This is a genomic window from Micromonospora qiuiae (assembly GCF_016863555.1).
Taxonomy (GTDB): domain Bacteria; phylum Actinomycetota; class Actinomycetes; order Mycobacteriales; family Micromonosporaceae; genus Micromonospora; species Micromonospora qiuiae.
This window is the reverse complement of the sequence record NZ_BOPC01000050.1, coordinates 1-25,491: the sequence shown is the minus strand read 5'-3', so window position 1 is coordinate 25,491 and position 25,491 is coordinate 1. Positions and strand designations below refer to the sequence as shown.

Here is a 25,491-nt window from a genome sequence, read left to right as displayed (position 1 = left end):
TATCACAATGACGCAGAACAGATCGATGGTTGCCGACGAAGGCGAGGCCCTGGCAGTCCTGCCGCAGAGCGGACTGGCCCGCCTCGTCGGGACGGTCAGCGGCGGGCGCTGGCAGCAGAACGTGCTGCCCTTCGCAGCCCTCATCCTGCTGGTGATCACCTTCAGCATCGCGGCGCCGGACCGCTTCCCTACCGTCAAGAACCTGAACTTCATCCTGATCCAGTCGGCGGTCGTCGCGATCGTTGCACTGGGAGTCACCTTCGTGGTGATCTCCGGGAGCATCGACCTCTCCGTCGGCTCCGTGGTCGCGCTGTCGGGAATCTGTGCGGCGCTGGTGGCGGTAGAGCATGGCGCTGTCGCGGGAGTGATCGTCGGACTCGGCACCGGAGCCCTCGCCGGACTCTTCAACGGCATCTGCTTCGCGTACCTGAAGGTCCCCTCCTTCATCGTGACGCTTGGCACCCTCTCCATCGCCCGCGGACTGACGATCCTCGTCTCCAAGTCCCAGCCGGTCCTCGTCCCCGAGGGCATCGCGCAGCTCGGTGTCACCCCCGGCATCTACATCGTGGCGGCCATCGCCCTGGTCGCCGGCGCGATCCTGCTTCGCTACACCAGCTTCGGCCGCTACACCACGGCCATCGGTGGCCAGGAGACCGTCGCCTCCCACTCCGGCGTTCCGGTCCGCCGCGTCAAGATCCTGCTCTTTCTCCTCTCCGGGGTGGCGGCCGGACTCGGCGGCCTCGTCCTCGCCGGTCGGGTCGGCGCCGCCACCCCGACCGCGGCGATGGGGATGGAGTTGACGGCGATCGCTGCGGTGGTCCTCGGTGGCACGCCCCTCACCGGCGGCATCGGCGGCGTCATCAACACCGTCGTCGGCGCCCTCATCATCACGATCCTGCTCAACGGTCTGGTGATCCTCGGGGTCAGCTCGGAACTGCAGATGGTCTGCCAGGGCCTCGTGCTGATCACTGCGGTGCTCATCTCCTTGGACCGTCGCAAGATCGGCATCATCAAATAGCTGATCGTCAACCCCGACGCGATCCGCTCGAAAGACGTCAACCCGAGAAGAAAGGCCACCCCGTGCTGATGCAATCCCCCGCACCTGTTCCCGGCTTCCAGGCTGAACCTGGGTCCGGCCAGCTGACGGGCGGACGGCAGGAGCCGGTCGTGGTGATCGCCGTCGACAAGTTCAAGGGATCCTTGTCGGCCGACGAGGTCGCCGAGGCGCTGTCCCGGGGACTGACCGAAGGGGCGACACCGGTCGAAATCGCCTCCCACCCGGTCTCCGACGGGGGCGAGGGCATGGTCCCGCTGCTCACCCGCTTCGGGTACGTGCAGCGGACGGTCACCGTCTCGGACCCGCTCGGGCGGCGCGTACCGGCGCAGTTCGCGGTCTGCGGCCGATCCGCCGTCGTCGAACTGGCTGAGGCCAGCGGGCTGTGGCGGCTCGCCGAGGACGAGCGGGACCCGCGGGTGACCTGCAGCGGTGGCACAGGCGAACTCCTCTCGGCCGCCGTTGCGGCCGGCGCCCGGGACGTGCTGGTGGCGGTCGGTGGCAGCGCCACCAGCGACGGCGGGGCCGGTCTCCTGCGGGCGCTCGGCGTGTCGGCCTACGACGCACAGGGGCGGCCGCTGCCCCCGGGCGCGGCTGCCCTCGCTGAATTGCATGAACTCGACCTGGCCGGGCTCGACGCCCGGCTGGCCGACGTGACCGTCACGGTGGCTTGCGATGTGGACAATCCCCTCCTGGGGCCGGAGGGGGCGGTGCACACCTTTGCCGCACAGAAAGGTGCCCGCCCACAGGACCTCGACGACCTCGAATCGGCGCTGCAGCGATGGGCAGATGTCGTGGAAGACAAGGTGGGGGGTGTCTCTCGGAACGTTCCCGGTACGGGCGCCGCCGGTGGGGCCGCCTTCGCTCTCGCCGCCGTCCTCAACGGGCAGCTCACCTCCGGCATCGAGGTCTTCCTTCAGGTGACCGGTTTCCGGCAGCTCGCGCGACGGGCCCGGCTCGTCATCACCGGAGAAGGGTCGCTGGATCTGCAGAGCCTGCGGGGCAAGGCGCCGATCGGGGTGGCGCGGGCCGCCACCGAAGCGGGCGTACCGGTCATTGCCGTGGTGGGACGCAGCGACGTGAGCGCCGAACAGGCGCAGGAAGCCGGGTTCGCCCAGGTCTACAGCCTGCTGGAACGAGCCGGTGATCCGGAAACTTCTATGCGGGAAGCCGCCCGGCTGCTGGTTGAGGTCGGGCGCGAGATCGCCACGGAGCTGTCGCCATGACCTGATGAGCCAAGACCAGAACGTCGCCGCCGGCATTCGCCGCGGCCCGGCGAGCTACACCCCCGATCGTGTTCGGGAGCCGACATCGGGCTCCATTTCAACGGAGGAACTGAGATGAACTCGGGTAAGACTATTCGGATCGCTGCCATTCCTGGCGATGGGGTAGGACAGGAGGTGGTCGCAGCGGGCCGGATGGTGCTGGACGCCCTTGCGGAGGACTCCAACGGCGCCTTCGCCTTCGAGTGGACCGAGTTTCCGTGGGGTAGCGACTACTACGCCCAGCACGGGCGGATGATGGCCGAGGGCGGCTTGGAGCAACTGCGGGACTTCGACGCCATCTACTTCGGCGCGGTGGGCTGGCCGACCATCCCGGACCACATCAGCCTCTGGGGGCTGAGGCTGGCGATCTGCCAGGGCTTCGACCAGTGGGCCAACATCCGACCGGTGAAGTTCCTGCCCGGGGTGACGAGCCCGATGCGCAAGGCCGACGACACCGAACTGGACTGGGTGGTGGTCCGCGAAAACAGCGAAGGCGAATACGCCGGTATGGGGGGACGGAACCTCGGCGGCCGGCCACCCGGCGGTGAGGTCGCCGTCCAGTCCGCGATCTTCACCGAGGTCGGCTGCGAGCGCATCATGCGTTTCGCCTTCGACCTCGCCCGTACCCGGACGCGTAAGCACGTCACCAGCGTCACCAAGAGCAACGCCCAGCAGTACGGCATGGTCCTCTGGGACGACGTCTTCAACAGGGTCGCCAAGGACTATCCGGACGTCGAGGTCGACAGCTGCCTGGTGGACGCCATGGCAGCCCGGTTCATCCTGCAGCCGGAATCGCTCGACGTGGTGGTGGCCTCCAACCTCCACGCCGACATCCTCTCTGACCTGGGTAGCGCGATGGCCGGCAGCCTGGGGCTGGCGGCGAGCGCCAACCTGAACCCGGAGCGGCGTACGCCCAGCATGTTCGAGCCGGTACACGGCAGCGCGCCGGACATCGCCGGTCAGGGAATTGCCAACCCGATCGGGGCCGTGGGGAGCGCGGCGCTGATGATGGAGCACCTCGGCTTCCCCGCTGCGGCGGAGCGGTTGAACAAGGCGATCGAGGGGACGACGGCCGCCGGTGTCCTGCCCCGTGACCTGGGTGGCAACGCGACCACGGAGGAAGTCACCAGCGCGATCATCGACAATCTGCAGGCATGACGACCTACGCCCGCGAAGTCCCCTCCGAATACGACCTTCGAGGAGGGCAGGTGAACCGCCAGCCCCGGAGTGTGCGCCGGCCGCAAACGGCGCAGGAGGTGGCGCTTGTCGAACTGCGGGAGTTGATCCTCACCGGGGGTGTCCGCCCCGGTGAACAACTCATCCAGGACGCCATCGCCAACCAGTTGGCGATCAGCCGGGTGCCGGTGCGTGAGGCGTTGAAGATCCTGGAGGGCGAAGGGCTGGTGACCTATTCGCCGCACCACGGGTACATCGTCACCAAGCTGACCCGCGAGGAGATCCTCGAGGTCTACCGGATCCGGGACCTGCTGGAGGACGAGGCGGCGGCCAAGGCGGTCGGACGGCTGACCGAGGACGACTTCGCGGCCATGGCACAGGCCAACGAGCAGCTTTCGGAGGCGTACGCCAGCGGCAATCTGACCGACATTCTCTGGGCCAACCGGGAGTTCCATTACATCCTGTTCCGTCGCGGCGGCACTGAGCGGCTGTCGAAACTCATCAGGATCGTCTGGGATTCCATCGAGCCGTACCGTTCGCGGTACTTCGCGGACACGGAGCACCACGCGCGGCAGACTGCCGAGCACCTGGCGATCATGGAGGCGGCCCGGGCCGGGGACGTCGAGCAGGTGCTCGCCCTGTCACGGGCGCACCGGCACCAGGCCCTGGCCGCGATCCAGGAACTGCTGGCCGATGAGAGCGGCTAGGGGTTCCAGGCGATGTCGGTAGCAGAATCGGCCGCCGCGGGCACCGGCCCCGCGGCGGCGCTGGCCCGCCAATGCCTCGACCGGATCGAGGAACTGAACCCGCACCTCAATGCGGTCGTGGCGGTTGATTGGGAGGGGGCGCTGGCGGCTGCGGCCCGCTGCGACGAGATCGCGGCGGCGGGCGGCAGCGCCGGTCTGCTGCACGGCGTACCGATCGTGGTCAAGGACAACATCGACGTGCGGGGGCTACCCACCACCAACGGCTTCGCCGGGGCCAACGCCACCCCGCGTGAGCAGGACGCCGAGGTGGTGGCCCGCGCCCGGGCGGAAGGCGCCATCATCCTCGGCAAGGCGGCCATGGACGAGTTCGCGCTGGGGATGACCGGCAACAACTCACGCTTCCCGCGCTGCCGCAACGCCTGGGATGCGGACCGGATCCCAGGCGGCTCGAGCGGAGGATCGGCCGTCGCCGTCGCCGCCGGGCTGGCCCGGGCGGCCCTCGGCACCGACACCGGAGGGTCGGTGCGGGTACCGGCCGCCCTCAACGGCATCGTCGGTCTGCGGCCGACGATCGGCGGGCTCGACCTGCGGGGCGTCACCCCGCTCAGCCCCACCTTCGACACCGTCGGGCCGCTGGCCCGCGACGTGGTCGGCGTACGGCAGTTCTACCTGGCCACCAGCAACGGGCATCCGCGAAGCACGGGCCGCTGGCTGGCGGAGCTGCCGTCCGGCACCGGAACGGCGGGGGACCTCTTCGCGGGTCTGGTCGTCGGCCGGCCGGCGCAGTTCTTCTTCGAGGTCGCCGACCCCGAGGTGGCGGCTGCGGTAACCGCCGCCGTCGACGTGCTGGCCCGGCACGGCGCCACCATCGTCGAAGTCGACCTGCCCGAGGCCGCGGCAGCCCAGGAGCAGATGTCGACGATGATGCTCGCCGAGGCTTTCGGCCTGCTGCAGGAGACGATCCACGCCGACTCCGGGTCCTTCACCCCGACGGTGCTGCAGCGGCTCCTGCTCGGACAGACGGTCAGCGGCCCGCAGTACGCCGCCGCCCGTGCCTGGGCCAAGGCCTGGCGCGGGCGGCTCCGGCAGGCGTTCCGCGTCGTGGACGCCCTCGTGGTGCCGACCACCCCGACCATCGCCCCGCAACTCGTGCAGGACACCGACGCGTTGGCCCGCACGATGGGGGTCACCCGGTTCACCTTCCCATGGTCACTCGCCGGTGTGCCGGCGCTCTCCCTGCCCTGCGGCTTCGACCAGGGCATGCCGATCGGGCTGCAGCTCGTCGGCGCGTGGCGCTCCGAGCTGCAGCTACTTGAGGTCGGCCGCCGCTACCAGCGGGTGACGCGCTGGCACGAAACTCCGTTCCCAGATCACCGTTACTAGCGCAAAGGGCATTCCCATGCAGAACAAGTCAGTCCTCATCACCGGTGCGGGTATCGGGATCGGCGCCGCCTGCGCCGAGGCTTTCGCCAAGGCCGGCTACCGGGTCGTCCTGACCGACGTACTGGTGCAGGAGGGACATGCAACCACCGAGGCGCTGCGCCAGGCCGGTTACGACGCGGAGTTCGCCGAACTTGACGTCATCGACTCCGAACAGGCGGCGGCCGTGGTGCGGCGCACGCAGCGCGACGGATTCTCCGCGGTGGTGGCCAACGCGGGCATCGCCAAGCGGCAGCCGTTCGAAACGATGAGTGATGCGGAGTGGAACCGCACCATCGAGGTGAACCTCAACGGCTCCATGCGGGTCTTCCGCGCCGCAGTGCCCGCCATGGTGGCCCGCGGCGGCGGGTCGCTGATCTCGCTCTCGTCGATCAGCGGGGTGGCGTACGGCTGGGGCGAGCACGTGCACTACTCGTCCTCCAAGGCTGCGGTCATCGGGCTGGCCCGCGCGCTCGCCGTGGAGTTCGGCCCCAAGAACATCCGCTCCAACGCCATCGCCCCCGGTTTCATCCGCACCGCCCAATCGCTGGACCCGAAGCACTCCCTCGGCGAGGAGGGGCTGCGTAAGGCCGTGGATGCCGTACCGCTGGGGCGCGTCGGCGAGCCGGCCGAGGTCGCCGATGTCGCCGTCTTCCTGGCCTCGGATGCCGCCCGCTACGTCACCGGCCAGGTCATCGTCGTCGACGGCGGGCTCCTGGTTCGGCAAGGCTAACCGCGCCCCGACGCTGCCGCGAAACAACTTCGACTCGATGGGGATCTCATGACGAAAAAAAAGATTCAAGTCTCGTTCGGCGTCGACCTCGACGCGGTGGCCGGGTGGCTCGGCTCCTACCAGGGGCAGGACTCTCCGGGAGACATCTCCCGCGGTGTCTTCGCCGGCGAGGTCGGGACTCCGCGGCTTCTGGAGCTGTTCCGGCGGTACGACATCACCTGCACCTGGTTCGTGCCCGGTCACTCTATCGAGAGCTTCCCGAAACAAGTGGAAGAGATCGTCGCCGCTGGCCACGAGATCGGGCTGCACGGCTACTCGCACGAGAATCCCCGGTCGATGTCGTTGGAGCAGGAGCGGGCCGTACTCGAGAAAAGCCTGGAGTTGGCCGAGGGGATCACCGGCCAACGGCCGACCGGATACGTGGCCCCGTGGTGGGAGTTTTCCCGCAACACCGCGCAACTGCTTCTCGACGCCGGCATTCAGTACGACCACAGCCTCATGCACCGAGACTTCGTCCCGTACTACGTACGGACCGGCGACGTGTGGTCCCCAATCGACTACTCGAAGCCGGCCGAGACCTGGATGCAGCCGCTGCAGCGGGGTGAGGAGACGGACCTGGTCGAGATCCCGGCCAACTGGTATCTCGACGACCTGCCGCCGATGATGTTCATGAAGAACGTCCCGAACAGCCACGGCTTCGTCAACCCCCGCGACATCGAACTGCTCTGGCGTGACCAGTTCGACTGGGTCTACCGGGAGATGGACTACGCCGCCTTCACCATCTCCATCCACCCAGACGTGAGTGGCCGGCCTCAGGTGCTGCTAATGCTGGAACGGCTGATCGAGCACATCAACAGGCACGAGGGGGTGGAGTGGAAGACCTTCCACGACATCGCACAGGACTTCGTCCGGCGCCAACCGCGCGGTGCGGGACAACACTTGGAAGAGTGCGACATATCGGCGATCGACAAATTGGGGGGCCTCCGATAGCTGCACTGCCCTGCCTTCATGCCCATCCCTCGTGGCAGGGTGGACACTGTCGAGCTGAGGGCGTGAACGGATCGCGGCCTTTGGCTGCGGCGACGACGAGCGGCCCTCGTGTGATGGCGTCAACGGTTCAGCTCGACAGGGACAGCAGAACGGCATCCAGGGCTGGGCTTGCCGGAACCGATCGTGCTGGCAGCAGCCCCCTCACGGCGCAGATCTGAGCATCGCCCGGTGAACCCATGGGCCTTGCGGGCCTATCCGCCGACCATGGGCGGCGGCCCAGGTTAGTCGCGTAAAGGGTACGGGACGAAGGTGCTGCGGTTTTCGTCGAGGTCGAGTTGGCGGCTGATGGGTGGGGCGGCCCGCTGGGGACAGGTCATCCGGTCGCAGGTCTTGCAGCCGGGGCCGATGGGGGTGGCGGCCTCGGCGGCGTGCAGGTCCATGCCGGTGGAGTAGACCAAGCGGCCGGCGTGCCGGGTCTCGCAGCCCAGCCCGATCGCGTACACCTTGCCGGGTTGTCCGTAGCCGCCGTGGTGTCGGGTGATGGTGCGGGCGATCCAGAGGTAGCGCTGCCCGTCGGGCATGGCGGCGACCTGGGTGACCACCCGGCCGGGGGAGCTGAACGCCTCGTAGACGTTCCACAGTGGGCAGGTGCCGCCGGTGCGGGAGAACGGGAAGCCGGTGGCGGACTGCCGTTTCGACATGTTGCCGGCCCGGTCGACCCGCACGAACGAAAACGGCACCCCGCGCGCCCGGGGGCGTTGCAGGGTGCTGAGCCGGTGGCAGACCGTCTCCCAGCCCATCGCGTAGTGCTGGGTGAGCAGGTCGATGTCGTACCGGCGCTGCTCGGCGGCGGCCAGGAACTGCTCGTACGGCAGGATCAGCGCCGCCGCGAAGTAGTTGGCCAGGCCGACCCGGGTGAGTATCTGGATCTGCACGTCGTCGAACTGCTCCGACTCCACGATCTCGTCGATCACGTCGGCGAACTCCAGCAGCGCGATCTGGGCGGCCATTCGCATGGCCTCCTGCCCGGAGCGCAGTGACGCGGACAGGTGCAGGGTGCGCGTCTGTGGACGGTACCGGTGCAGCTCGTCGCCGAGGGCGGCGGCGTCCTCGCGGCGTACGCGGACGCCGTGCTGCTGCGCCAGCCGGTCGCGCAGCAGCCCGCGGACCTCGCCGCGGCGCAGCCCCATCCGGGCGGCCAACCGCTCCGCCTCCTCGTCCAGCTCCGGCACGTAGTTCTGCCGCCGGTAGAAGAACTCGGTGACCTGGTCGTGCGGGCTGCGGCCGAGCCGTTCGCGGTCGCCGACCAGCTCGGCGAGCTGCTCGTCGACCTGCTGGTAGCGGCGGTGCAGCTCGATGACGGCGGCGGCGACCTCGGGCAGCCGGGTGGCCAGCTCGGTCAGCTCGGCGAGACCGGCCCGGCCGGGTAGCGCCTCCCGCAGGCCGGTGACCAGCCGCGGGGTGTCGTGCGCGGCGAAGACCGCCGGGTCGACGCCGAACAGCTCGGTGATGCGCAACAGCACCGGGACCGTCAGGGGTCGGGTGTCGTGCTCGATCTGGTTCAGGTAGCTGGGGGAGATGTTGAGGTGCCGGGCCAGCTCCGTCTGGCTGAGCGCCCGTTCCTCGCGCATCCGGCGTAGCCGGGCCCCGGCGAAGGTCTTGGCCACCGCCCACACCTCCCTGGTCGCCACCAACGGATTCCGGCCACATTAACACTGCTGCGAATGAAGGCTTTCGCAACTTCGCAAAATCGCCGGTCGACTTTTCAATAATTGGCCTTTTCCGTATCTCGACCTGCCCCGACCAGCCGTGTGACCGTGGGAAACACATCGGCGACCCGGCGTCGGCGGGTGTGCCGAGCAGGACGTGAAGGGAATGAGAATCGATGGTTACCGCAGTCGAGCAGGTGCAGCACGAATGGGACACCAACCCTCGGTGGCGGGGTGTGCGGCGTAGCTACCGCGCCGAGGACGTGGTGCGGCTGCGAGGGGCGATCCAGGAGGAACACACCCTGGCCCGGCACGGGGCCAACCGGCTGTGGCGGCTGCTGAACAGCGAGGACTACGTCCACGCCCTCGGCGCGCTGACCGGTAACCAGGCGGTGCAGATGGTCCGGGCCGGGCTCAAGGCCATCTACCTGTCCGGCTGGCAGGTGGCCGCCGACGCCAACCTGGCCGGGCACACCTACCCGGACCAGAGCCTCTACCCGGCCAACTCGGTGCCCGCGGTGGTGCGCCGGATCAACAACGCCCTGCTGCGCGCCGCCCAGATCACCACCGCCGAGGGGGACACCTCCGGCATCGACTGGCTGGCGCCGATCGTTGCCGACGCCGAGGCCGGCTTCGGTGGCGTCCTCAACGCGTACGAGCTGATGAACGCGATGATCGCGGCCGGCGCGGCCGGGGTGCACTGGGAGGACCAGCTCGCTTCGGAGAAGAAGTGTGGCCACCTTGGCGGGAAGGTGCTCATCTCCACCGGTCAGCACATCCGCACCCTGGAGGCGGCGCGGCTGGCCGCCGACGTCGCCGGGGTGCCGAGCGTGGTGATCGCCCGCACCGACGCCCAGGCCGCCACCCTGCTCACCACCGACGTGGACGAGCGGGACCGGCCGTTCGTCACCGGCGAGCGCACCGCCGAGGGCTTCTACCGGGTGCGCAACGGCATCGAGCCGTGCATCGCCCGGGGCCTGTCGTACGCCCCGCACGCCGACCTGCTCTGGATGGAGACCAGCACCCCGGACCTGGAGGTGGCCCGCCGCTTCGCCGAGGCGATCAAGGCCGACTACCCGGACCAGCTGCTCGCCTACAACTGCTCGCCGTCGTTCAACTGGCGCAAGCACCTCGACGACGCGACCATCGCCAAGTTCCAGCGCGAGCTCGGCCACATGGGCTACAAGTTCCAGTTCATCACCCTGGCCGGCTTCCACGCCCTGAACTACTCGATGTTCGACCTGGCCCGCGGCTACGCCAGCGACGGCATGTCGGCGTACGTGTCGCTGCAGGAGCGGGAGTTCGCCGCCGAGCCGGCCGGCTACACCGCCGTCAAGCACCAGCGGGAGGTGGGCACCGGCTACTTCGACCTGATCAGCACCGTGTTGAACCCCGCCGCCGAGACCACCGCGCTGCGCGGATCGACCGAAGAGGAGCAGTTCGCGTGAGGTACGAGATCATCGGCCCGATGGCCGAACGGTTCGACGAGGTGCTCACCCCGGAGGCGCTGGAGTTCCTGGTCACCCTGGACAGCGAGTTCGCCGCCCGGCGGGTGGCCCTGCTGGACACCCGCCGCGCTCGCCGCGATCGGTACGCCACCGGCCAGTTTCCCGACTTCCTGCCGGAGACCGCCGGCATCCGCGCCGACCCGACCTGGCAGGTGGCCCCGCCGGCACCCGGGCTGAAGGACCGGCGGGTCGAGATCACCGGGCCGCCGGACCGGAAGATGACCATCAACGCGCTGAACTCCGGCGCCAAGGTGTGGCTCGCCGACTTCGAGGACGCCACCGCTCCCACCTGGCACAACGTCATCCGTGGGCAACTCAACCTGATCGACGCCCTGGACCGCCGCATCGACTTCACCGATCCGCGCGGCAAGCGCTACGCACTGGGCGAGGATCTGGCCACGATCGTGGTCCGGCCGCGCGGCTGGCACCTGGTGGAGAAGGGCATCGTGGTCGACGGACGGCCGATCTCGGCCAGCCTGGTCGACTTCGGGCTCTACCTGTTCCACTGCGCCCGCCGGCAGCTCGCCGCCGGCGCCGGCCCGTACTTCTACCTGCCTAAGCTGGAGGGCCACCGCGAGGCGCGGCTGTGGAACGACATCTTCGTCTTCGCCCAGCACTACCTTCGCCTGCCGCAGGGCACCATCCGGGCGACCACGCTGATCGAGACGATCACCGCCGCCTTCGAGATGGAGGAGATCCTCTACGAGCTGCGGGAGCACTCGGCGGGACTGAACGCCGGCCGGTGGGACTACATCTTCAGCATCATCAAGAACTTCGGGCAGTGGCCGGACTTCGTCCTGCCGGACCGTGCCGAGGTCACCATGACCGTGCCGTTCATGCGCGCGTACACCGAGCTGCTGGTGCGGACCTGCCACCGGCGCGGCGCGCACGCGATCGGCGGGATGGCCGCCTTCGTGCCCAGCCGCGACCCGCAGGTCAACGAGACGGCCCTCGCCCGGGTGCGGGCGGACAAGCAGCGGGAGGCCGGCGACGGGTTCGACGGCTCCTGGGTCGCCCACCCCGGCCTGGTCGACACCTGCCGCGAGGTGTTCGACGCGGTGTTGGGCGAGCGCCCCCACCAGATCGACCGGCGGCGCGACGACGTGACGGTGGCCGCCGCCGACCTGCTGTCGGTGGACAAGACACCGGGCCAGGTCACCGAGGCGGGACTGCGCTCCAACATCGCGGTGGCGCTGCGCTACATCGACGCCTGGCTCGGCGGCGCCGGCGCGGTGGCGCTGTGGAACCTGATGGAGGACGCGGCGACCGCCGAGATCGCCCGCTGTCAGGTCTGGCAGTGGCTGCACCACGCCACGCCGCTGGCCGGCGGCGGCTGCGTGCGTGAGGAACTGGTCCGGTCGATGCTGACCGAGGAGTTGGCAACGCTGACCGAGGGGCGCGAGGGCGCCGAGCGGGAACGCGCCGAGCAGGCCGCGCGGATCGTCGAAGAGACCGCGCTGGGCGAGGACCTGCCGTCCTTCTTCACCACCCCTGCGTACGCCCGGCACCTGGGCCCGCGTCGCAAGGACGCCGGAGCGGCCCGCTGAGGTAACCGGGGCGGGGCTCGTCGCCCCGCCCCGAGGCGGGGCGTGGGCCAGCCCGGGCCGTGCGTCACGGAGGCAGTAACTCTGCCTGGTAACGGAGGCGTCACGCTTTGACATGCAAGCAGAGGCTTGCCTATCGTCTCGGTGTGGGCGACGTGTACAAGGCGCTGGCGGATCCGACCCGGCGCGCCATCCTCGACGAGTTGCAGGACCGCAGCGGCCAGACGCTGTTCGAGTTGCGCGTCCGGCTGACCGGCAAGGGGTTCACCTCGACGCGGCAGGCGATCTCCCAGCACCTCGCCGTCCTCTCCGAGGCCGGCCTGGTGGTGGTGCGGCGCGAGGGGAGATACATGTTCATCGACCTCGACACGTCCCCGCTCCGACAGATCTACGAGCGGTGGAGGGTTGGCACATGCGAATCGGACACATGAGCATCTTCGTCGACGACCAGGACAAGGCGTTGGCGTTCTACACGGGCGTGCTCGGCTTCGTGAAGAAGACCGAGGTCCCGCTCGGGGAGCACAGTTGGTTGACCGTGGTCTCCCCGGAGGACCCGGACGGCGTGGAACTGGTCCTCGAACCCGACCAGCACCCGGCGGCGGCAGCCTTCAAGAAGGCCCTGGTGGCGGACGGGATCCCGTTCACCATGTTCGGTGTGCCGGACGTGCCCGCCGAGTGCGAGCGACTGAAAGGGCTCGGGGTGACCTTCACCCAGGAGCCGTTGAACATGGGCAACGTGACGACCGCGGTCTTCGACGACACCTGCGGCAACCTCATCCAGATCGCGGCGATGCACACCTGAGGCGCCGCCGTCGGCGCCCAGCGCGTGGCCGGGTTTCCTCGCCCGGCGGGCAGGCGCCGGAGCGCTTGTGCGCCCCCGTGTCGCCCGCCGGGCCAGAGTGTATGGATCAGCAGTTGACCATCTCGGGGGACTGGTTGAGCAGTTGGCTGCGGACGGAGACGAAGCGGCGGTAGGTGTCGGAGTCGACAGCGGACGGACGGAACGCCGCGACCCGGTGGCAGTTCTGGAAGGCCAGTTTGACGTCGAAGTGCCGCTCCAGGCTGGACCGGATCGCGTCACTGGCCAGCGCCCGCAGCAACTGGCCCCGCTCCACCTCGCCGGGCGGTGGGATCTCGTTGTCCGCGAACTCCGCGTCGGATGCCGTCAGCTCCGCCGCCACTCGGGCGACGGTCTGCCAGGCGTACGGCAGGGACTCGCGTACGCAGGCCACGAACTCCTCGTCGGTGACCGGCCCCGACTCGGCGGCGCGCAGCAGGTCGGGTGAGACGGTGAGCGACATGCTTTCCTCCACTCGCTAACGACAATCATTGTCATTTGTATTGCGGATTGAGCACATCACGTCACCCGCAGCGATGTCAATGCCCCTGGCGGCGTGCCGCGGCGCCGGGGACGCGACGCTCGACGGTCAGCCGCGTTCGCGCAGCCCGTCGGCCGAGGCCGCCCGTCAGTCGAGCGCGCGCAGCCGGTCGGCGAGGACGTGTGGTCGCTGATCTCCACGAAGTCGAACCCGACCTGCTCGGCCCGGACCCGGTTAGACCGGCCAGGGCGCGGGAATGCGACGGCCGCGTGGCGGATGGATACGGCCGCCACCGCCCAACCCACGGGGAGGTCGACATGGGTAACCGGGAGAAGCTGCACCAGATGCGGCAGCAGGCCCACAAGGCGGGCATCGAGGGCAACTCCAAGATGACCGAGGAACAACTGCGCGAGGCGCTGCGCAAGGTCGGCAAGGGCGAGCAGCCGCAGATGGCCAAGCATCAGGCCGGACGCTGAGCCCGGCCCGGCGCCGGCACCGAGCGGTGCCGGCGCCGGCTTGTGTCCGGTGGATGCCGAAGGAGGCAGTCGTCACCTGCGCGTACTTCGCGAGAGCGGTCTGGTGCGCGACACCATTCGCTCCGTTTTGCACTCTCTGACCCGGGTACCGCCCTGAGGATCTGGTCGTTGTTCCCCAGGGAGGTACCCGTGGAGATGGAATCGCGAAACCCCGCCAAGGCGGTCAAGGACGTGGTGGAGTCCGCTGCGGAGAAGGTGTCCGACGTGCTGACCCCGAAGGTGCCCGGTGCGCCGGGCATGCCGCCGCCCCTGGAGGAACCGACCACGCCGCACGACCCGCCGCCGCCGAAGCCGGAACAGGGCGCCCCGCAGACCCGTACGCCCACCGGCGCGCGGACCGGCACGCCGTCGAGGGCAAGGGGACAGCAGGGGGCCTTCCTCACCACCGCCCAGGGGGCGCGGCTACGCGACACGGACCACTCGCTGAAGGCGGGACCGCGCGGCCCGGTGCTGCTCCAGGACCACCACCTGCGGGAGAAGATCACCCACTTCGACCACGAGCGCATCCCCGAGCGGGTGGTGCACGCCCGGGGCGCCGGCGCGCACGGCACCTTCAGCGCGTACGGCACCGCCGAGAACGTCACCCGGGCGGGCTTCCTCAGGAAGGGTCGCGAGACCGAGGTCTTCGTCCGCTTCTCCACCGTCCTCGGCTCGCGCGGATCGGCCGACACCGTCCGCGACACCCGGGGCTTCGCGACGAAGTTCTACACCGACGAAGGTACCTTCGACCTGGTCGCCAACAACATCCCGGTCTTCTTCATCCAGGACGCCATCAAGTTCCCCGACGTCATCCACGCCGGCAAGCCGCACCCGGACCGCGAGATCCCCCAGGCGCAGAGCGCCCACGACACCTTCTGGGACTTCGTCTCCCTGCACACCGAGGCCCAGCACCACACCATGTGGAACATGTCCGACCGGGGCATCCCCCGCTCGTTCCGAACCATGGAGGGCTTCGGCGTCCACACCTTCCGCCTGGTCAACTCCGCCGGCGAGACGGTGCTGGCCAAGTTCCACTGGAAGCCGAAGCTGGGCGTGCACTCCCTGGTCTGGGAGGAGGCCCAGATGCTCAGCGGCATCGACCCGGACTTCCACCGCCGCGACCTGTACGACGCGATCGAGGCCGGGGCGTTCCCCGAGTGGGAACTCGGCATCCAGGTCTTCCCGGACACTCCCGAGGAGACCTTCGCCGGCATCGATCTGCTCGACCCGACCAAGATCGTGCCGGAGGAGTTGGCCCCGGTGCAGCCGGTGGGCAGGTTGACCCTCAACCGCACGCCGACGAACTTCTTCGCCGAGAGCGAGCAGGTCGCCTTCCACGTCGGCAACCTGCCGCCGGGCATCGACGTCACGAACGATCCGCTGTTGCAGGGCCGGCTCTTCTCGTACGTCGACACGCAGTTGACCCGCCTGGCCGGGCCGAACTTCCCGCAGATCCCGATCAACCGGCCGCACGCCCCGGTCAACGACATGCTGCGCGACGGCTTCCACCAGCAGGCGATCCACACGGGAGTAGCGCCCTACCGGCCGAACTCGCTCGACGGCGGCAACCCGTTCCCGGCCGGCGACGACGATCACCCCTTCACCGACCTGCCCGTGCGGGTGGCCGAGGCGCCCAAGGTACGCCAGAGCCCCGCCTCGTTCGACGACCACTTCAGCCAGGCCCGACTGTTCTGGCTGAGCATGTCCCCGGTCGAGCGGGAGCACATCATCCGCGCCTACACCTTCGAGTTGGGCAAGTGCTACCACCAGACGATCAGGGAGCGCCAACTCCGGTGCCTGGCCAACATCGACCCGGTGCTCTGCGCCGAGGTCGCCGCCGGCCTCGGGCTGCCCGCGCCGCAGCCGGCGATCCCGCTGCCCGACGTCACGCCCAGCCCCGCGCTGTCGCAGATCGGTCGCGAGTGGCCCGCCGACGGCCGGATGATCGGCATCGTGGTCGACTCCGACGCCGACCTGGACACCGTCCGTGAGGTGCGCCGCGCGGTCTTCGGTGCCGACATGGTGCCGCTGCTGATCGCCCCGCACGGCGGCATGATCGGCGACCTGGCCGTGCAGCGCAGCTTCGCCACCGGCCGCTCGGTCGAACTCGACGCGCTGCTGCTCGCCGCCGCCCCGCCCCCGGCGCCGGACGCGCTGCCGGCCCGCGACGCCAAGGCCGGCGCGGCACGCCCGGTCCCGGTGGACCCGCGGGTGCTGCTGCTGGTCGAGGAGTGCTGGCGGCACGCGAAGGCGATAGGCGCCTGGGGCCCCGGCGTCACCGTGCTGGAGCAAGCCGGTGTGATCGGCAGCCCCGGCGTGGTCACCGGCGGCTCCGGCGACCAGGTCCTCACCGCCGTGCAGCACCTGCTCGCCACCCACCGTGTCTGGGACCGCTTCCCCGCCTCAGTGTCCTGACAGCGTTGTGGGAAGCGGCCATCGTCGCCGGGTGACCTCGGTGCGCGGTCACCCGGCACCGCAAGCTACGCCGTCGGCCTGGCTTGGTGCAGGATCTGGGCGAGCTCGGCCGGTCGGCTGAGCATCGGCCAGTGCCACGTTGGCAGTTCCTCGTACCGCCACGAGTCGCCGGCCATGTGCCGGCACAACGGAACGGTGGCGGCCATCTGGCGTGCCTGCTCGACGGTGAAGCTCGACAGCACGCCGAGGCGCGGCAGCTTCTCCCACGCCCCGGTGAGCCGCACCGGGGCCGTGGCGGTTGCCCACGGTTGGGCCACCGACCGCTCACCGAGCAGCGCGATCACGGCCTCATCCACGTCTGCTGCTCCCGCCGCCAGTTCGGCCCACGGGGGAGGCGGCAACCGCCAGCCGTCGCCGTGTTCGGCGACCACCGCCGCGTTGCGTTCACGTTCCTGGGGTGGGCTGAACTCGTCGTTTGCCACCCCGTCGGGTAGCGGGCCGGTGTCGACGAAAACCAGCTGGCCGATGCGGTCGGCCATGTGGTCGGCGGCGGCGGTTGTCACGACCGCGCCGGCGTAGCTGTGTCCGACGAGAACCACGTCATGTAGGTCCTCGTAGCGAAGCAGGTTGATCACGTCGGTGACGTGGACGTCGAGGTCGGTGTCCGGGCGGGCGAGGTGGGCGCGCTCGCCCAGGCCGGTCAGGCTCAGCGGGTACACCTCGTGGCCGAGCCCACGCAGTGCAGCGGTGACCGGGCGCCAGGCCCATGCGCCGAGCCAGAACCCGGGAACTAGCACGAATGTCGTCATGCGCTACACGCTACGATCAATACCGGACAGATTCCGCCCGGATTAGGAGTCAGATCATTGGCCCGGCCAACCGCGCGTGTGCTGGCGCTGCTGGAGATCCTTCAAGCCGGTGGCAACTTCACCCTCGGCGACCTGGCGGGCCGGCTGGGCGTCGACGAGCGCACGGTGCGCCGCTACGCCGCGCACCTCGCCGACCTCGGCATCCCGGTCGAGGCCCGGCGCGGTCGATACGGCGGGTACCGGCTCGCACCCGGATACAAGTTGCCGCCACTCATGCTCACCGATGAGGAGGCGGTCGCCGTCCTGCTCGGTCTTGGCGCCGCCACCCGGGCAGGGCTGGCCAGCGCCGAGGGCGCGGCCGCCGAGAGCGCGACCGCGAAGATCCGCCGGGTGCTGCCGGCCGTCCTTGCCCGGCGGATCGATTCGCTGCTGGCCACCGTGGAGTTCACCGCACCGGTCCGTCTGCGTGCCTCGCCCGACATCGAGGTGCTGCTGGTTCTCGCCGAGGCGGCCCGATATCAGCAGCCGGTGGACATTGCCTACACCACCTGGCGCGGCCGGTCCGGCGAGCGCCGGATCGACCCGTACGGGCTGGTCTTCCACGCTGGCCGGTGGTACGTCACCGGGCACGACCACAACCGCGGGGCGGTACGAACGTTCCGGCTCGACCGGATCGGGGCAGCCCGCCCCGCTGCGGGGAGGTTCGACATCCCGGCCGGTTTCGACCCCGCCACGCAGGTGCTGGCCGGTCTGGCAGCCGTGCCGTACGCGCACGACATTTCCGTGGTGCTACACACCAGCCTCGCGCAGGCGCAGCGACGGATCCCGCCGTCGGTCGGCACGCTCACCGAGGTGCCCGACGGAGTGCGCCTCACAGCTCGGGTCGAACGGCTCGACGGTGCGGCACAGATGCTCGCCGGGCTCGGCTGGCCATTCACGATCGACCGACCGGACAAACTCAAGGACGAGATACACGCCCTAGCCACCCGACTGCTCACCGACGCCCGCGGATAAGCAGCGGGTGCGTTCAGCGGAGATCTTGTTGCGAAAGTGCCCCTGGGAGGGCGTTTTCGCAACAAGATCTACAAATCGGCGCACGCCGCCCGGCGCCCGGCGCGGTGCAGGCGACGGGCCTCGGTCGCCAGGCGGCTCGACCCGCCGCGTGCGGCCACCTCGGCCAGGCCGGGCAGATCGATTCGTACGCCGGTGGCGGTGGCCGTCTCGGCGGCCAGGGTGAGCAGGTCCGGCAGGCCGCGTGGGGCGGTGGCGGCGGCGAGAATCGCCGGCAGCGCGGCGGCCAGCAGCCGCCACACGGTCAGCGGCGCACCCGCCTGCGCGGCGTCGCGCAGCGGTTCGACCACCCGGGTCGCCTTCACCATCCGCCCCGCGACGAGCGTGCCCAACTGTTCACCGAGCCCCCTCGGGTCGAGCTGGCCGGCGGCGGCGAGGGCGAGCAGCGCGTCCAGGGCGGCCACCCGATCGGCGACGTGCCGGGCACCGAGGCCGTACGCCACGGCCAGGTCGAGGGCGATCCCGCCCGGGCCTGCGGTCTCGGCGAGCAGCGGCAGCACCGCCGTGCCGTCGGGGGAGTCCATGTCCGCTGTGGCGGCCACCATGGGCAGCAGGTACGCGGCGACGACGCCCCGGTGGTGGGGCAGGACCGACGGCCACAGGTGCGAACAGTAGTGGTGATCCACATCCAGCGGGGCCGGATCGGCGCTCAACAAGCCGTACCGGTCCTGATGTCCGTCGGGCGGACGCAACTCGATCAGCACTCGCTTCGCCGGCAGATGGTCGTACTCCCAGTCGTAGCCGGAGTGCCGCGGTCGCCGCTCGATCGTGCTCGCCCGCATGACCGGCTGCGGCAGCCCGCCGTCGCGCAGCCACGCGGCGAGCCGCTCGCCGGCCGGCGTGCCCAGCGCCGCCGCCTTGCCGGCCGCCGCCTCGTCGCTGCCGGTGGGCAGCCGCAGCAACGCCTGGTTCAGGTCCCATGGCCACGGGGTGTGGTCGCCGAGCGCGGCCAGCCGGTCCACCAGGACGAACGGGTCCAGGGATCCGTTCGCCGAGGTGGGCGCGGCGAGCAGGCCGGGCATCCCCGGCTCGCCGAGACGCAGGCCGATCTCGGCGAGCCGGGCGCGGAGCACCCGGTGCGGCCCCGGCACCCGGAAGTCGCTGCGGACCGGCTCCGACTCCGGGCGGGCCGGGTCGAACCGGCGCAGGGCGGCGAGCAACGCCTCCCAGCGGCCGAGCCGGCGGGGATGCCGCTCGGTGGCGGTCTGGAACACGCCGACCACCAGGCCGCAGAGGCACAGCGGATCGTCGTCGTCTCCGTCGCCCCAGGACCAGTGCCGCCGTTCGAGGATCGGGCCCAGCGTGTCGGCGACGGCGGCGCCGTCGCGGGCGGTGAGCCGGACCAGGCCGTCGAGGATCCGGTCCAGCCCGGTGCCCGCCGCCGGATTGCCGAACAGGGCGGCAACCTCCTCCGCCAACTCGTCCACATTGGCGATCGGCTCGGGGGCCGGCGCCGGTGGCGGGGACGCGGGCAGGTCGTCGCCGCGCGGCTCGGCGACCGCCGGGCCGAGAGCGTCCGGGTCGAGTCCGTGCCGGGCGGCCAGGGCGATTGCCCGGTCCCGCAGCTCGACGGCGGGATGCTTGGCGGCGACCGTGATCACCTCGGCGATCTCGGCGGCCCGGTCCGGCTGCTGGCGGGCCAGCCGGTCCAGCCAGGTCAGCTGGGTACGCACCAGAGCCTTCTCGGGCCGGGTCAGCACCTGCCCGGATGCGTCGATGATCGACTCGACCGCCAGGTCGGGCAGCTCCCGTAGTGCCTTCTGCGCCATCGTGGCGACCGGAGCGGGCGCGTCGGTGAGCAGGCGCAGGTAGTCGGTGCGGCGGGCGGTGATCTCGGCGGCGGTCGGCTGGAGCAGGCCGAGCAGGGTGGTGAAGGCGCGTAGCGCGGTGGGTCGGTCGCCGCGCAGCAGTCGACCGATCGCGCCGTCGATCAGCATCGCCCGGTCGATGCTGCTCTCGGCAGCGAGCTGGACGAGCGCCGTCAGCAACGCGTTGCGCTCCCGGTCGTCCCAGTTCCCGTTCTCCGCCTCCACCGCGAACATCATCTGGGTGCCGATGCCGTCCACCTCGAACAGCCGAGGCAGCATCATCGGCAGGAACGGGTCGGCGCGCAGCCGATCCGCCACCGGCACCGGCCGCCCCCGGTGGCGGCGGTCGGGAAACTCGACCGCGCTCAGCCACAGCTGCACCGACCGGTCGTCGGTGGGCGGCGCGGCGCCCTCGGCGTGCAACAGTGTGGCGACGAACTGCCAGCGGTCGGTCCAGGTCTCCTGGCCGAACCGGGCCGCCATCCGGTAGGCCAGGTCGACCAGCCAGTCCACCCCGCGCTCCTGCGCGACGCCGCGGACCAGTTTCGCCGCACGGGCGCCGTCCAGGCCGACCGATTCGCGGGCGAGGATCGCCGCGGCCTGGGCGGCGGTGGGCAGGCAACCGACCACGAGGACCGCCAGGGCGGTGCCGGTGCCGTCGTCCCACCAGGTCTCCCGGTCGCGCTTTTTGAACCAGCCGGTCAGCTCCGCGCCGATCTCCCGGCGGCGTTGCTCGGGCAGGCCGGTCAGCGCCGCCGCGATCACCTCGGCGTGCCCCTTCGACACCAGGTCGAACAGGTCGCCGGTGCCGCCGGCCGCCAGCTCCCGCTGCCGCCGCGCGGTGCCCAGGAAGAACTTGACGCCCGTCACGCCCGCTCCTCGACCTGGTTGCGGACCGACATCCGGGCGGCCAGGGCATGCCGGCACGGTCCCCGCTGCCCGCGGTGCTTGGCCCACCAGTGGCAGGTGCAGGTGAGGCTGCCGTCGGGAAGTTCGCGGACCCGGTACACCTGGTCGTCGCTGCGGACCGTGACCGCCGTGCCGTCGCGCTGCACCGCCCCGGCGTCGAGCAGTGCCCGCGCCCCGACCAGCCGGGGATTGTCCCGCTCGGCGCGCCCCGCCTCGTAGGGCATGACCCGATGGAAGTACGCCGCCTCGGCCACGTCGTAGCCGACCCGACCGGCGGTGCCGAGCTGTGCCAACGCGCCCCGGACCCGGCCCGTGTCGAGGCCGGCCTGGGCGGCCAACCGGTCCACGTCGATGGTCGGGTCCCAGGACAGCAGCGCGGAGACCAGGTCGGCATCGTCGACGACGTCGTCACCGGCCAGCGCGGTGAGCGCCGCACCCTCGCCGGAGAAGCCCCGGTACGGCTCGGGGGAGAGGGTGAGCGAGAGCCGCAGTGCGCCGGTGTCCAGTTCCCAGACGCTCGGCACCGGGGCCGCGCCGGCCGCCACCGTCGGCCCGTACACCCGCAGGGTCTTCGCGAAGCGCAGCATCGGGCGCAGCGCGACCAGCCGGCTCGGCCCGGCCAGGCAGACCGCCCCCGGGACCGGCCGGGAGGTCAGCCGCAGGGTCCGGCCGGCCGGCACCACCCAGAGCACCGAGCGGTCGTTGCCGCTCGGCAGCCGGCGCAGGAAGGCCGCCGCCTCGGCGGCCGGCAGCTCCGCCCGGGGCTCGAAGCGGGCGGCCAGCACTTGCACCTCGGCGAAGCCCCGCAGCCAGCGCGCCGGCAGCGGGACCTTCTTCTCCACCACCTCGCCGTCCATCGTGGACACGGTCAGGTCGTCGGGGCCGACCGACAGGTGCAGCGGGTCCAGGCCACCGACCCGGCTCAGCGCCTCCCGAAGCGGGGTGTTCACGTCGACGTTGGTGGTGCCGTGCTCGACCACGTCACCGTCGAGCCCGGCCGGCAGCGCGTCGAGCCGCGCGTACACCCCGCAGCAGCCCGAGAAGGACTCGAAGCGGAGGCGGTCACGACTGCCGGTGACCACCGGGTCGAGGCTGGCCGGACTGACCGGCCGGTGGTACCGGGTGCGGGCCACCTCCGCCACGGCCAGCAGGCCGGCCGCGGCCGCCTGCGGGGTGGTGAGGAAGCCGGTGAAGAAACGGGGGTTCGGCGCCGGCCCGCCGCTGGTCTGCAGGGCCAGCGCCCCCGCGCCGAGGGTGGAGGAGGCGAGATAGCGGTACGTCTGCACTGCGTTCACGCCGCCGGACGGTAGAGCAGCCCACTGACATCGGTGGCGCGTCGTCAGTGCACCACGACGACGGCCGGGTCGGGTTCCGTTGAGGCGAGGCGGGCCGGGCGTACCACGAGCAGCAGCACGACCAGCGCCATGACCAGGCCACCGGCGATCAGCAGGGCCATCGCCACCGCGCCGTTGCCCAGCATCCCGACCAGGGGCGCGGTCACCGCGCCGACGCCGAACTGAACCGCACCGAGCAGGGCGGAGGCCGTGCCGGCCGCCTCGCCGTGCCGGCTCAGTGCCAGGGCCGGGGCGTTCGGCATCACCAGGGCGATCGCGGTCAGCGCCAGCCACAGTGACGCGAGCAGGGCCGGCAGCCCGCCGAACCCGGTCGCGGCGACGCCGAGCAGCACCAGCGCGGCAGCCGAGCCGATGAGCAACGCGACCGTCAGGATCCGCTGCGGCGAGTAGCGGCGCAGCAGCCGTACGTTGCCCTGGGTGGCGATGATCAGGCCGATCGCGCCTGCCCCGAACGCGAACCCGAACTGCTGCTCGCTGAGCCCGTACTGCTCCTGCATCACGAACGAGGAGCCGGCGACGTAGGCGAAGATCGCCGCCATGGCCAGCGCCGCCACCAGCACCAGCCCGACGAAGGCGCGGTCGCGCAGCAGCGAGCGGTAGAGCCGGGCGGTGGGCAGCGCACCGCCGCGCTGACGACGCCCGGGTGGCAGCGTCTCCGACAGGCCGAACGTGGCGATCAGCATCAGCAGTACGCCGAAGACCACCAGCGCCGCGAAGATGCCCCGCCACTGCGTCCAGCGCAGCAGTTCGCTGCCGAGCGTCGGGGCCAGGATGGGCGCGGCGCTCATCACCAGCAGCAGGCGGGAGAGCAGTTGGGCGAAGGCCGAGCCGCTGAACAAATCGCGTACCACCGCCATGCCGATCACCGCGGCCGCCGCCGCGCCCAACCCCTGCACGATTCGCAGCGCACCGAGCGCCGCGATGTTCGGCGCGAGAGCGCAGCCCAGCGAGGCCACGATGTGCAGCGCGATGCCCGCGATCAGCGGTCTGCGGCGGCCGAGCGCGTCGGAGAGCGGGCCGATCACCAGTTGGCCGAGGGCGAGGCCGACCAGCGTGCCGGTGAGGGTCAACTGCACCGTCGACGAACTGGTGGCGAAGTCGTCGACGATCGCCGGCAGCGCCGGCAGGTACATGTCGATGGTCAGCGGACCCAGCGCGATCAGCGAGCCGAGCACGAGGACGAGCCGCAGGCGTTGCCGGCGGCTCATCAGGTCGCCGGGCATCAGCGCGCGCGGCGGGGCGGCGGTGTCGGCGGCGGTCATCGGGGCGTCGTCGCCCGAGCCGGACACGGGGCAGGTCGTGGTGCGAAGGTCATATCTGGCTCCAACCCGCAATCGGCCGGCTGATTCCCGGCCGGTGCTTTGGTGCCGCAGCTCACAGCCGTGGAGCGGGGCTCGGCGCTCGGCCCGAATGCTACTCCTTCGATGGCTGTCGAGCTGAGCCGTTTGCGCCATCGGGCCGACGGCGCGTCAGGCGGCCCGGATCAGGTCGGCGGCCCGCCAGGCCAGCGCCATCACCGGCGCGTTGAGGTAGCCCGAGACGATGATCGGCAGCACCGAGGCGTCCACCACCCGCAGACCGGTCACACCACGGACCCGCAGTTGCGGATCCACCACGAAGTCGTCGTCCGGGCCCATCGCGCAGGTGCCCACCGCGTGGTAGCCGCAGTAGCCGAGAGCCAACCCGGCCTCGACGATCTCGTCGTCGTCCTGGACCGTCGGGCCGGGTAGCGTCTCGGCGGAGATCCGCTTGGCGATCGGCCCGGTGGCGAAGAGTTCCCGGGCCCGGCGCAGGGCACCGATCGCGACCCGACGGTCGTGCGCGGCGTCGAAGTAGTTCGCCACGATCCGGGGCGCGGTGCCCGGATCGGCGGAGGTGATGGTCAGGCTGCCCACGCTCTCCGGGCGGGCCACCGTGACCTGGGCCATCAGCCCCGACTCGGGCTCCAGCTCCAGCGCGCGTCCGGGCCGCCGGGGCGCCGCCGAGAACGGCGCGATCAGCAACTGGGCGTCGGGGTGCTCGGCCTCCGGTGTGGATCGGATGTACGCGCCGAGGTCGTACACCGGCAGGGCGAGCGGCCCCCGGCGGGTGAACAGGTAACGCAGCATCTCCCTGGCCTGCCCGAGCGGGCTGCTCAGTCGCGGGTTGTAGCCGGCCCTGCCGACCAGCCGGAACTGCATCGGCGTGGTCCGGTGCTCCCGCATGCCCTGGCCGACCCGGCGCCGGTCGAGCAGCACCGGGACACCGGCTTGGCGCAGCGTGTCGGCCGGGCCGATGCCGGAGACCTGCAACAGCTGTGGCGTGGCGATCGCGCCGGCGGCGAGCACCACCTCGGCGGCGGCCCGGTAGTCGACCGTGTCCCCACCACGGCGGGTCCGTACGCCGACGGCACCTCCGTTCTCGACGAGGACACGCAGCACGACGGTGTTGACGACGACGGTCAGGTTGGGTCGGTGGCGAACCGGATGCAGGAAGGCGTCGGCGGCACTGCTGCGTCGACCGTCGCGGATGGTCGCCATCAGGTAGCCGATCCGCTCGTCCTCGCTGGCGTTCAGGTCGTCCACCCGGCGCCAGCCCAACTGCTCGCCAGCGACGATGATCTCCTCGCAGATCTCGTCGGTGCCGACGGCGGTGGAGAGTCGCAACGGACCGCCGGCGCCGCGCACCTCGGAGGCGCCGAGCGGGTTGTCCTCCAGCCGCTTGAAAATCGGCAGCATGGTGTCCCAGCCCCATCCCGGGTTGCCGAGGCGTTCCAGCTCGTCGTAGTCGAGCCGGTCGCCGCGGGCGTACACCATGCCGTTGATCGAGCTTGACCCACCGATCAGCCGGCCGCGCTGCCAGGTCTCCCGCTGCCCCGGGCGTACCTCGGTAGGGTAGTGCCAGGCGGTGCGCCGGTCGTCCATCAGCCGGCTGAATCCCTTGGGGATGCGGACCCAGGGGCTGCTGTCCCACCCGCCGGCCTCGACGAGCAGGACCCGAACGCTCGGGTCCTCGGTCAGCCGGTTGGCCAAAACGCACCCGGCCGTACCCGCACCGACCACGATGTAGTCGAACTCCGTCATCCGGACCCCCTCGGTTCCCGCCGAGTGACTCACAAACCGTAGTGCCTTGATCACCCCATGGGAAGGCCTCAGCTCGTGCAAGGAAGGGCCCCCTCTTAACGTCTGGTGTAGAGGAAGGGCCCC

21 protein-coding genes are annotated in these 25,491 nt (G+C 70.8%); 14 read left to right on the top strand and 7 right to left on the bottom strand.

The window, feature by feature from the left end; all coding sequences use genetic code 11:
* Positions 1-7: 7 nt before the first annotated feature.
* From Vqi01_RS18445 to Vqi01_RS18415, 7 genes are all read left to right on the top strand, one after another.
* Positions 8-1,018, top strand: a complete 1,011-nt coding sequence (locus Vqi01_RS18445; protein ID WP_204036046.1) for an ABC transporter permease — start codon at positions 8-10, stop codon at positions 1,016-1,018.
* 149 nt (positions 1,019-1,167) lie between these two features.
* Positions 1,168-2,280, top strand: coding sequence for a glycerate kinase (locus Vqi01_RS18440; protein ID WP_204036045.1), 1,113 nt, complete (start codon positions 1,168-1,170; stop codon positions 2,278-2,280).
* A 114-nt stretch (positions 2,281-2,394) separates the two neighbouring features.
* On the top strand, positions 2,395-3,477 hold the full coding sequence (locus tag Vqi01_RS18435; RefSeq protein ID WP_204036044.1) for a tartrate dehydrogenase: 1,083 nt from the start codon (positions 2,395-2,397) through the stop codon (positions 3,475-3,477).
* 50 nt (positions 3,478-3,527) lie between these two features.
* The gene (locus Vqi01_RS18430; protein ID WP_204036043.1) at positions 3,528-4,202 is read left to right on the top strand and encodes a GntR family transcriptional regulator; all 675 of its coding nucleotides are present in this window, start codon (positions 3,528-3,530) and stop codon (positions 4,200-4,202) included.
* Positions 4,203-4,214: 12 nt separating this feature from the next.
* Positions 4,215-5,585 carry an amidase gene (locus Vqi01_RS18425; protein ID WP_204036042.1) on the top strand — a complete coding sequence of 457 codons (1,371 nt, stop codon included), beginning with the start codon at positions 4,215-4,217 and terminating at the stop codon, positions 5,583-5,585.
* A gap of 16 nt (positions 5,586-5,601) precedes the next feature.
* The gene (locus Vqi01_RS18420) at positions 5,602-6,354 is read left to right on the top strand and encodes an SDR family oxidoreductase (protein ID WP_204036041.1); all 753 of its coding nucleotides are present in this window, start codon (positions 5,602-5,604) and stop codon (positions 6,352-6,354) included.
* A gap of 48 nt (positions 6,355-6,402) precedes the next feature.
* Positions 6,403-7,344: a polysaccharide deacetylase family protein gene (locus Vqi01_RS18415; protein ID WP_204036040.1), complete on the top strand. Its 942-nt coding sequence runs from the start codon at positions 6,403-6,405 to the stop codon at positions 7,342-7,344.
* Positions 7,345-7,625: 281 nt separating this feature from the next.
* Here Vqi01_RS18415 and Vqi01_RS18410 read toward each other — a convergent pair whose 3' ends face one another.
* Positions 7,626-9,035 (bottom strand): short-chain fatty acyl-CoA regulator family protein, encoded by a 1,410-nt coding sequence (locus tag Vqi01_RS18410; protein ID WP_239098482.1) that lies wholly within the window; start codon positions 9,033-9,035, stop codon positions 7,626-7,628.
* A gap of 194 nt (positions 9,036-9,229) precedes the next feature.
* Between Vqi01_RS18410 and aceA the strand changes: the two genes are divergently transcribed.
* From aceA to Vqi01_RS18390, 4 genes are all read left to right on the top strand, one after another.
* Positions 9,230-10,501: an isocitrate lyase gene (gene aceA / locus Vqi01_RS18405; RefSeq protein ID WP_204036039.1), complete on the top strand. Its 1,272-nt coding sequence runs from the start codon at positions 9,230-9,232 to the stop codon at positions 10,499-10,501.
* Positions 10,498-12,108 (top strand): malate synthase A, encoded by a 1,611-nt coding sequence (gene aceB, locus Vqi01_RS18400; protein WP_204036038.1) that lies wholly within the window; start codon positions 10,498-10,500, stop codon positions 12,106-12,108. The genes aceA and aceB overlap by 4 nt, the downstream gene beginning before the upstream one ends.
* A gap of 143 nt (positions 12,109-12,251) precedes the next feature.
* The gene (locus tag Vqi01_RS18395) at positions 12,252-12,536 is read left to right on the top strand and encodes an ArsR/SmtB family transcription factor (RefSeq protein ID WP_204036037.1); all 285 of its coding nucleotides are present in this window, start codon (positions 12,252-12,254) and stop codon (positions 12,534-12,536) included.
* Entirely contained in the window at positions 12,518-12,907 is a 390-nt protein-coding gene (locus Vqi01_RS18390) for a VOC family protein (protein ID WP_204036036.1), read from the top strand. The genes Vqi01_RS18395 and Vqi01_RS18390 overlap by 19 nt, the downstream gene beginning before the upstream one ends.
* Before the next feature lie 106 nt (positions 12,908-13,013).
* On the opposite strand, the gene Vqi01_RS18385 is transcribed toward Vqi01_RS18390, so the two are convergent.
* Positions 13,014-13,406 (bottom strand): SCO5389 family protein, encoded by a 393-nt coding sequence (locus Vqi01_RS18385; protein WP_204036035.1) that lies wholly within the window; start codon positions 13,404-13,406, stop codon positions 13,014-13,016.
* 335 nt (positions 13,407-13,741) lie between these two features.
* Here Vqi01_RS18385 and Vqi01_RS18380 point away from each other — a divergent pair, with 335 nt between their 5' ends.
* Together Vqi01_RS18380 and Vqi01_RS18375 are read left to right on the top strand one after the other, a co-directional pair.
* The gene (locus Vqi01_RS18380) at positions 13,742-13,900 is read left to right on the top strand and encodes a hypothetical protein (RefSeq protein ID WP_204036034.1); all 159 of its coding nucleotides are present in this window, start codon (positions 13,742-13,744) and stop codon (positions 13,898-13,900) included.
* Between the two features lie 195 nt (positions 13,901-14,095).
* On the top strand, positions 14,096-16,354 hold the full coding sequence (locus tag Vqi01_RS18375) for a catalase (RefSeq protein WP_204036085.1): 2,259 nt from the start codon (positions 14,096-14,098) through the stop codon (positions 16,352-16,354).
* Positions 16,355-16,419: 65 nt separating this feature from the next.
* Here Vqi01_RS18375 and Vqi01_RS18370 read toward each other — a convergent pair whose 3' ends face one another.
* A complete protein-coding gene (locus tag Vqi01_RS18370; RefSeq protein ID WP_204036033.1) occupies positions 16,420-17,163 on the bottom strand; it encodes an alpha/beta fold hydrolase in 744 nt (247 codons plus the stop codon).
* A 57-nt stretch (positions 17,164-17,220) separates the two neighbouring features.
* Here Vqi01_RS18370 and Vqi01_RS18365 point away from each other — a divergent pair, with 57 nt between their 5' ends.
* Positions 17,221-18,177 (top strand): helix-turn-helix transcriptional regulator, encoded by a 957-nt coding sequence (locus tag Vqi01_RS18365; RefSeq protein WP_204036032.1) that lies wholly within the window; start codon positions 17,221-17,223, stop codon positions 18,175-18,177.
* Between the two features lie 68 nt (positions 18,178-18,245).
* Here Vqi01_RS18365 and Vqi01_RS18360 read toward each other — a convergent pair whose 3' ends face one another.
* The 4 genes from Vqi01_RS18360 to Vqi01_RS18345 form a co-directional block, all read right to left on the bottom strand.
* Positions 18,246-20,912, bottom strand: a complete 2,667-nt coding sequence (locus Vqi01_RS18360) for a DUF6493 family protein (protein ID WP_239098481.1) — start codon at positions 20,910-20,912, stop codon at positions 18,246-18,248.
* Positions 20,909-22,246: an SWIM zinc finger family protein gene (locus Vqi01_RS18355; protein ID WP_204036031.1), complete on the bottom strand. Its 1,338-nt coding sequence runs from the start codon at positions 22,244-22,246 to the stop codon at positions 20,909-20,911. Before Vqi01_RS18355 ends, Vqi01_RS18360 begins: the two co-directional genes overlap by 4 nt.
* Before the next feature lie 44 nt (positions 22,247-22,290).
* Complete coding sequence (locus Vqi01_RS18350) at positions 22,291-23,514, bottom strand: multidrug effflux MFS transporter (RefSeq protein WP_204036083.1); 1,224 nt, start codon at positions 23,512-23,514, stop codon at positions 22,291-22,293.
* A 261-nt stretch (positions 23,515-23,775) separates the two neighbouring features.
* Positions 23,776-25,368, bottom strand: a complete 1,593-nt coding sequence (locus Vqi01_RS18345; protein WP_204036030.1) for a GMC family oxidoreductase — start codon at positions 25,366-25,368, stop codon at positions 23,776-23,778.
* Positions 25,369-25,491: the final 123 nt, after the last annotated feature.

Excerpts from the sequence above, each read along its gene's own strand:
- Vqi01_RS18445 (WP_204036046.1), top strand. The coding sequence starts at position 8 with ATGACGCAGAACAGATCGATGGTTGCCGACGAAGGCGAGGCCCTGGCA.
- Vqi01_RS18435 (WP_204036044.1), top strand. The coding sequence starts at position 2,395 with ATGAACTCGGGTAAGACTATTCGGATCGCTGCCATTCCTGGCGATGGG.
- Vqi01_RS18425 (WP_204036042.1), top strand. The coding sequence starts at position 4,215 with ATGTCGGTAGCAGAATCGGCCGCCGCGGGCACCGGCCCCGCGGCGGCG.
- Vqi01_RS18420 (WP_204036041.1), top strand. The coding sequence starts at position 5,602 with ATGCAGAACAAGTCAGTCCTCATCACCGGTGCGGGTATCGGGATCGGC.
- Vqi01_RS18415 (WP_204036040.1), top strand. The coding sequence starts at position 6,403 with ATGACGAAAAAAAAGATTCAAGTCTCGTTCGGCGTCGACCTCGACGCG.
- aceA (WP_204036039.1), top strand. The coding sequence starts at position 9,230 with ATGGTTACCGCAGTCGAGCAGGTGCAGCACGAATGGGACACCAACCCT.
- Vqi01_RS18390 (WP_204036036.1), top strand. The coding sequence starts at position 12,518 with ATGCGAATCGGACACATGAGCATCTTCGTCGACGACCAGGACAAGGCG.
- Vqi01_RS18385 (WP_204036035.1), bottom strand. The coding sequence starts at position 13,406 with ATGTCGCTCACCGTCTCACCCGACCTGCTGCGCGCCGCCGAGTCGGGG.
- Vqi01_RS18380 (WP_204036034.1), top strand. The coding sequence starts at position 13,742 with ATGGGTAACCGGGAGAAGCTGCACCAGATGCGGCAGCAGGCCCACAAG.
- Vqi01_RS18375 (WP_204036085.1), top strand. The coding sequence starts at position 14,096 with ATGGAATCGCGAAACCCCGCCAAGGCGGTCAAGGACGTGGTGGAGTCC.
- Vqi01_RS18370 (WP_204036033.1), bottom strand. The coding sequence starts at position 17,163 with ATGACGACATTCGTGCTAGTTCCCGGGTTCTGGCTCGGCGCATGGGCC.
- Vqi01_RS18350 (WP_204036083.1), bottom strand. The coding sequence starts at position 23,514 with ATGAGCCGCCGGCAACGCCTGCGGCTCGTCCTCGTGCTCGGCTCGCTG.
- Vqi01_RS18345 (WP_204036030.1), bottom strand. The coding sequence starts at position 25,368 with ATGACGGAGTTCGACTACATCGTGGTCGGTGCGGGTACGGCCGGGTGC.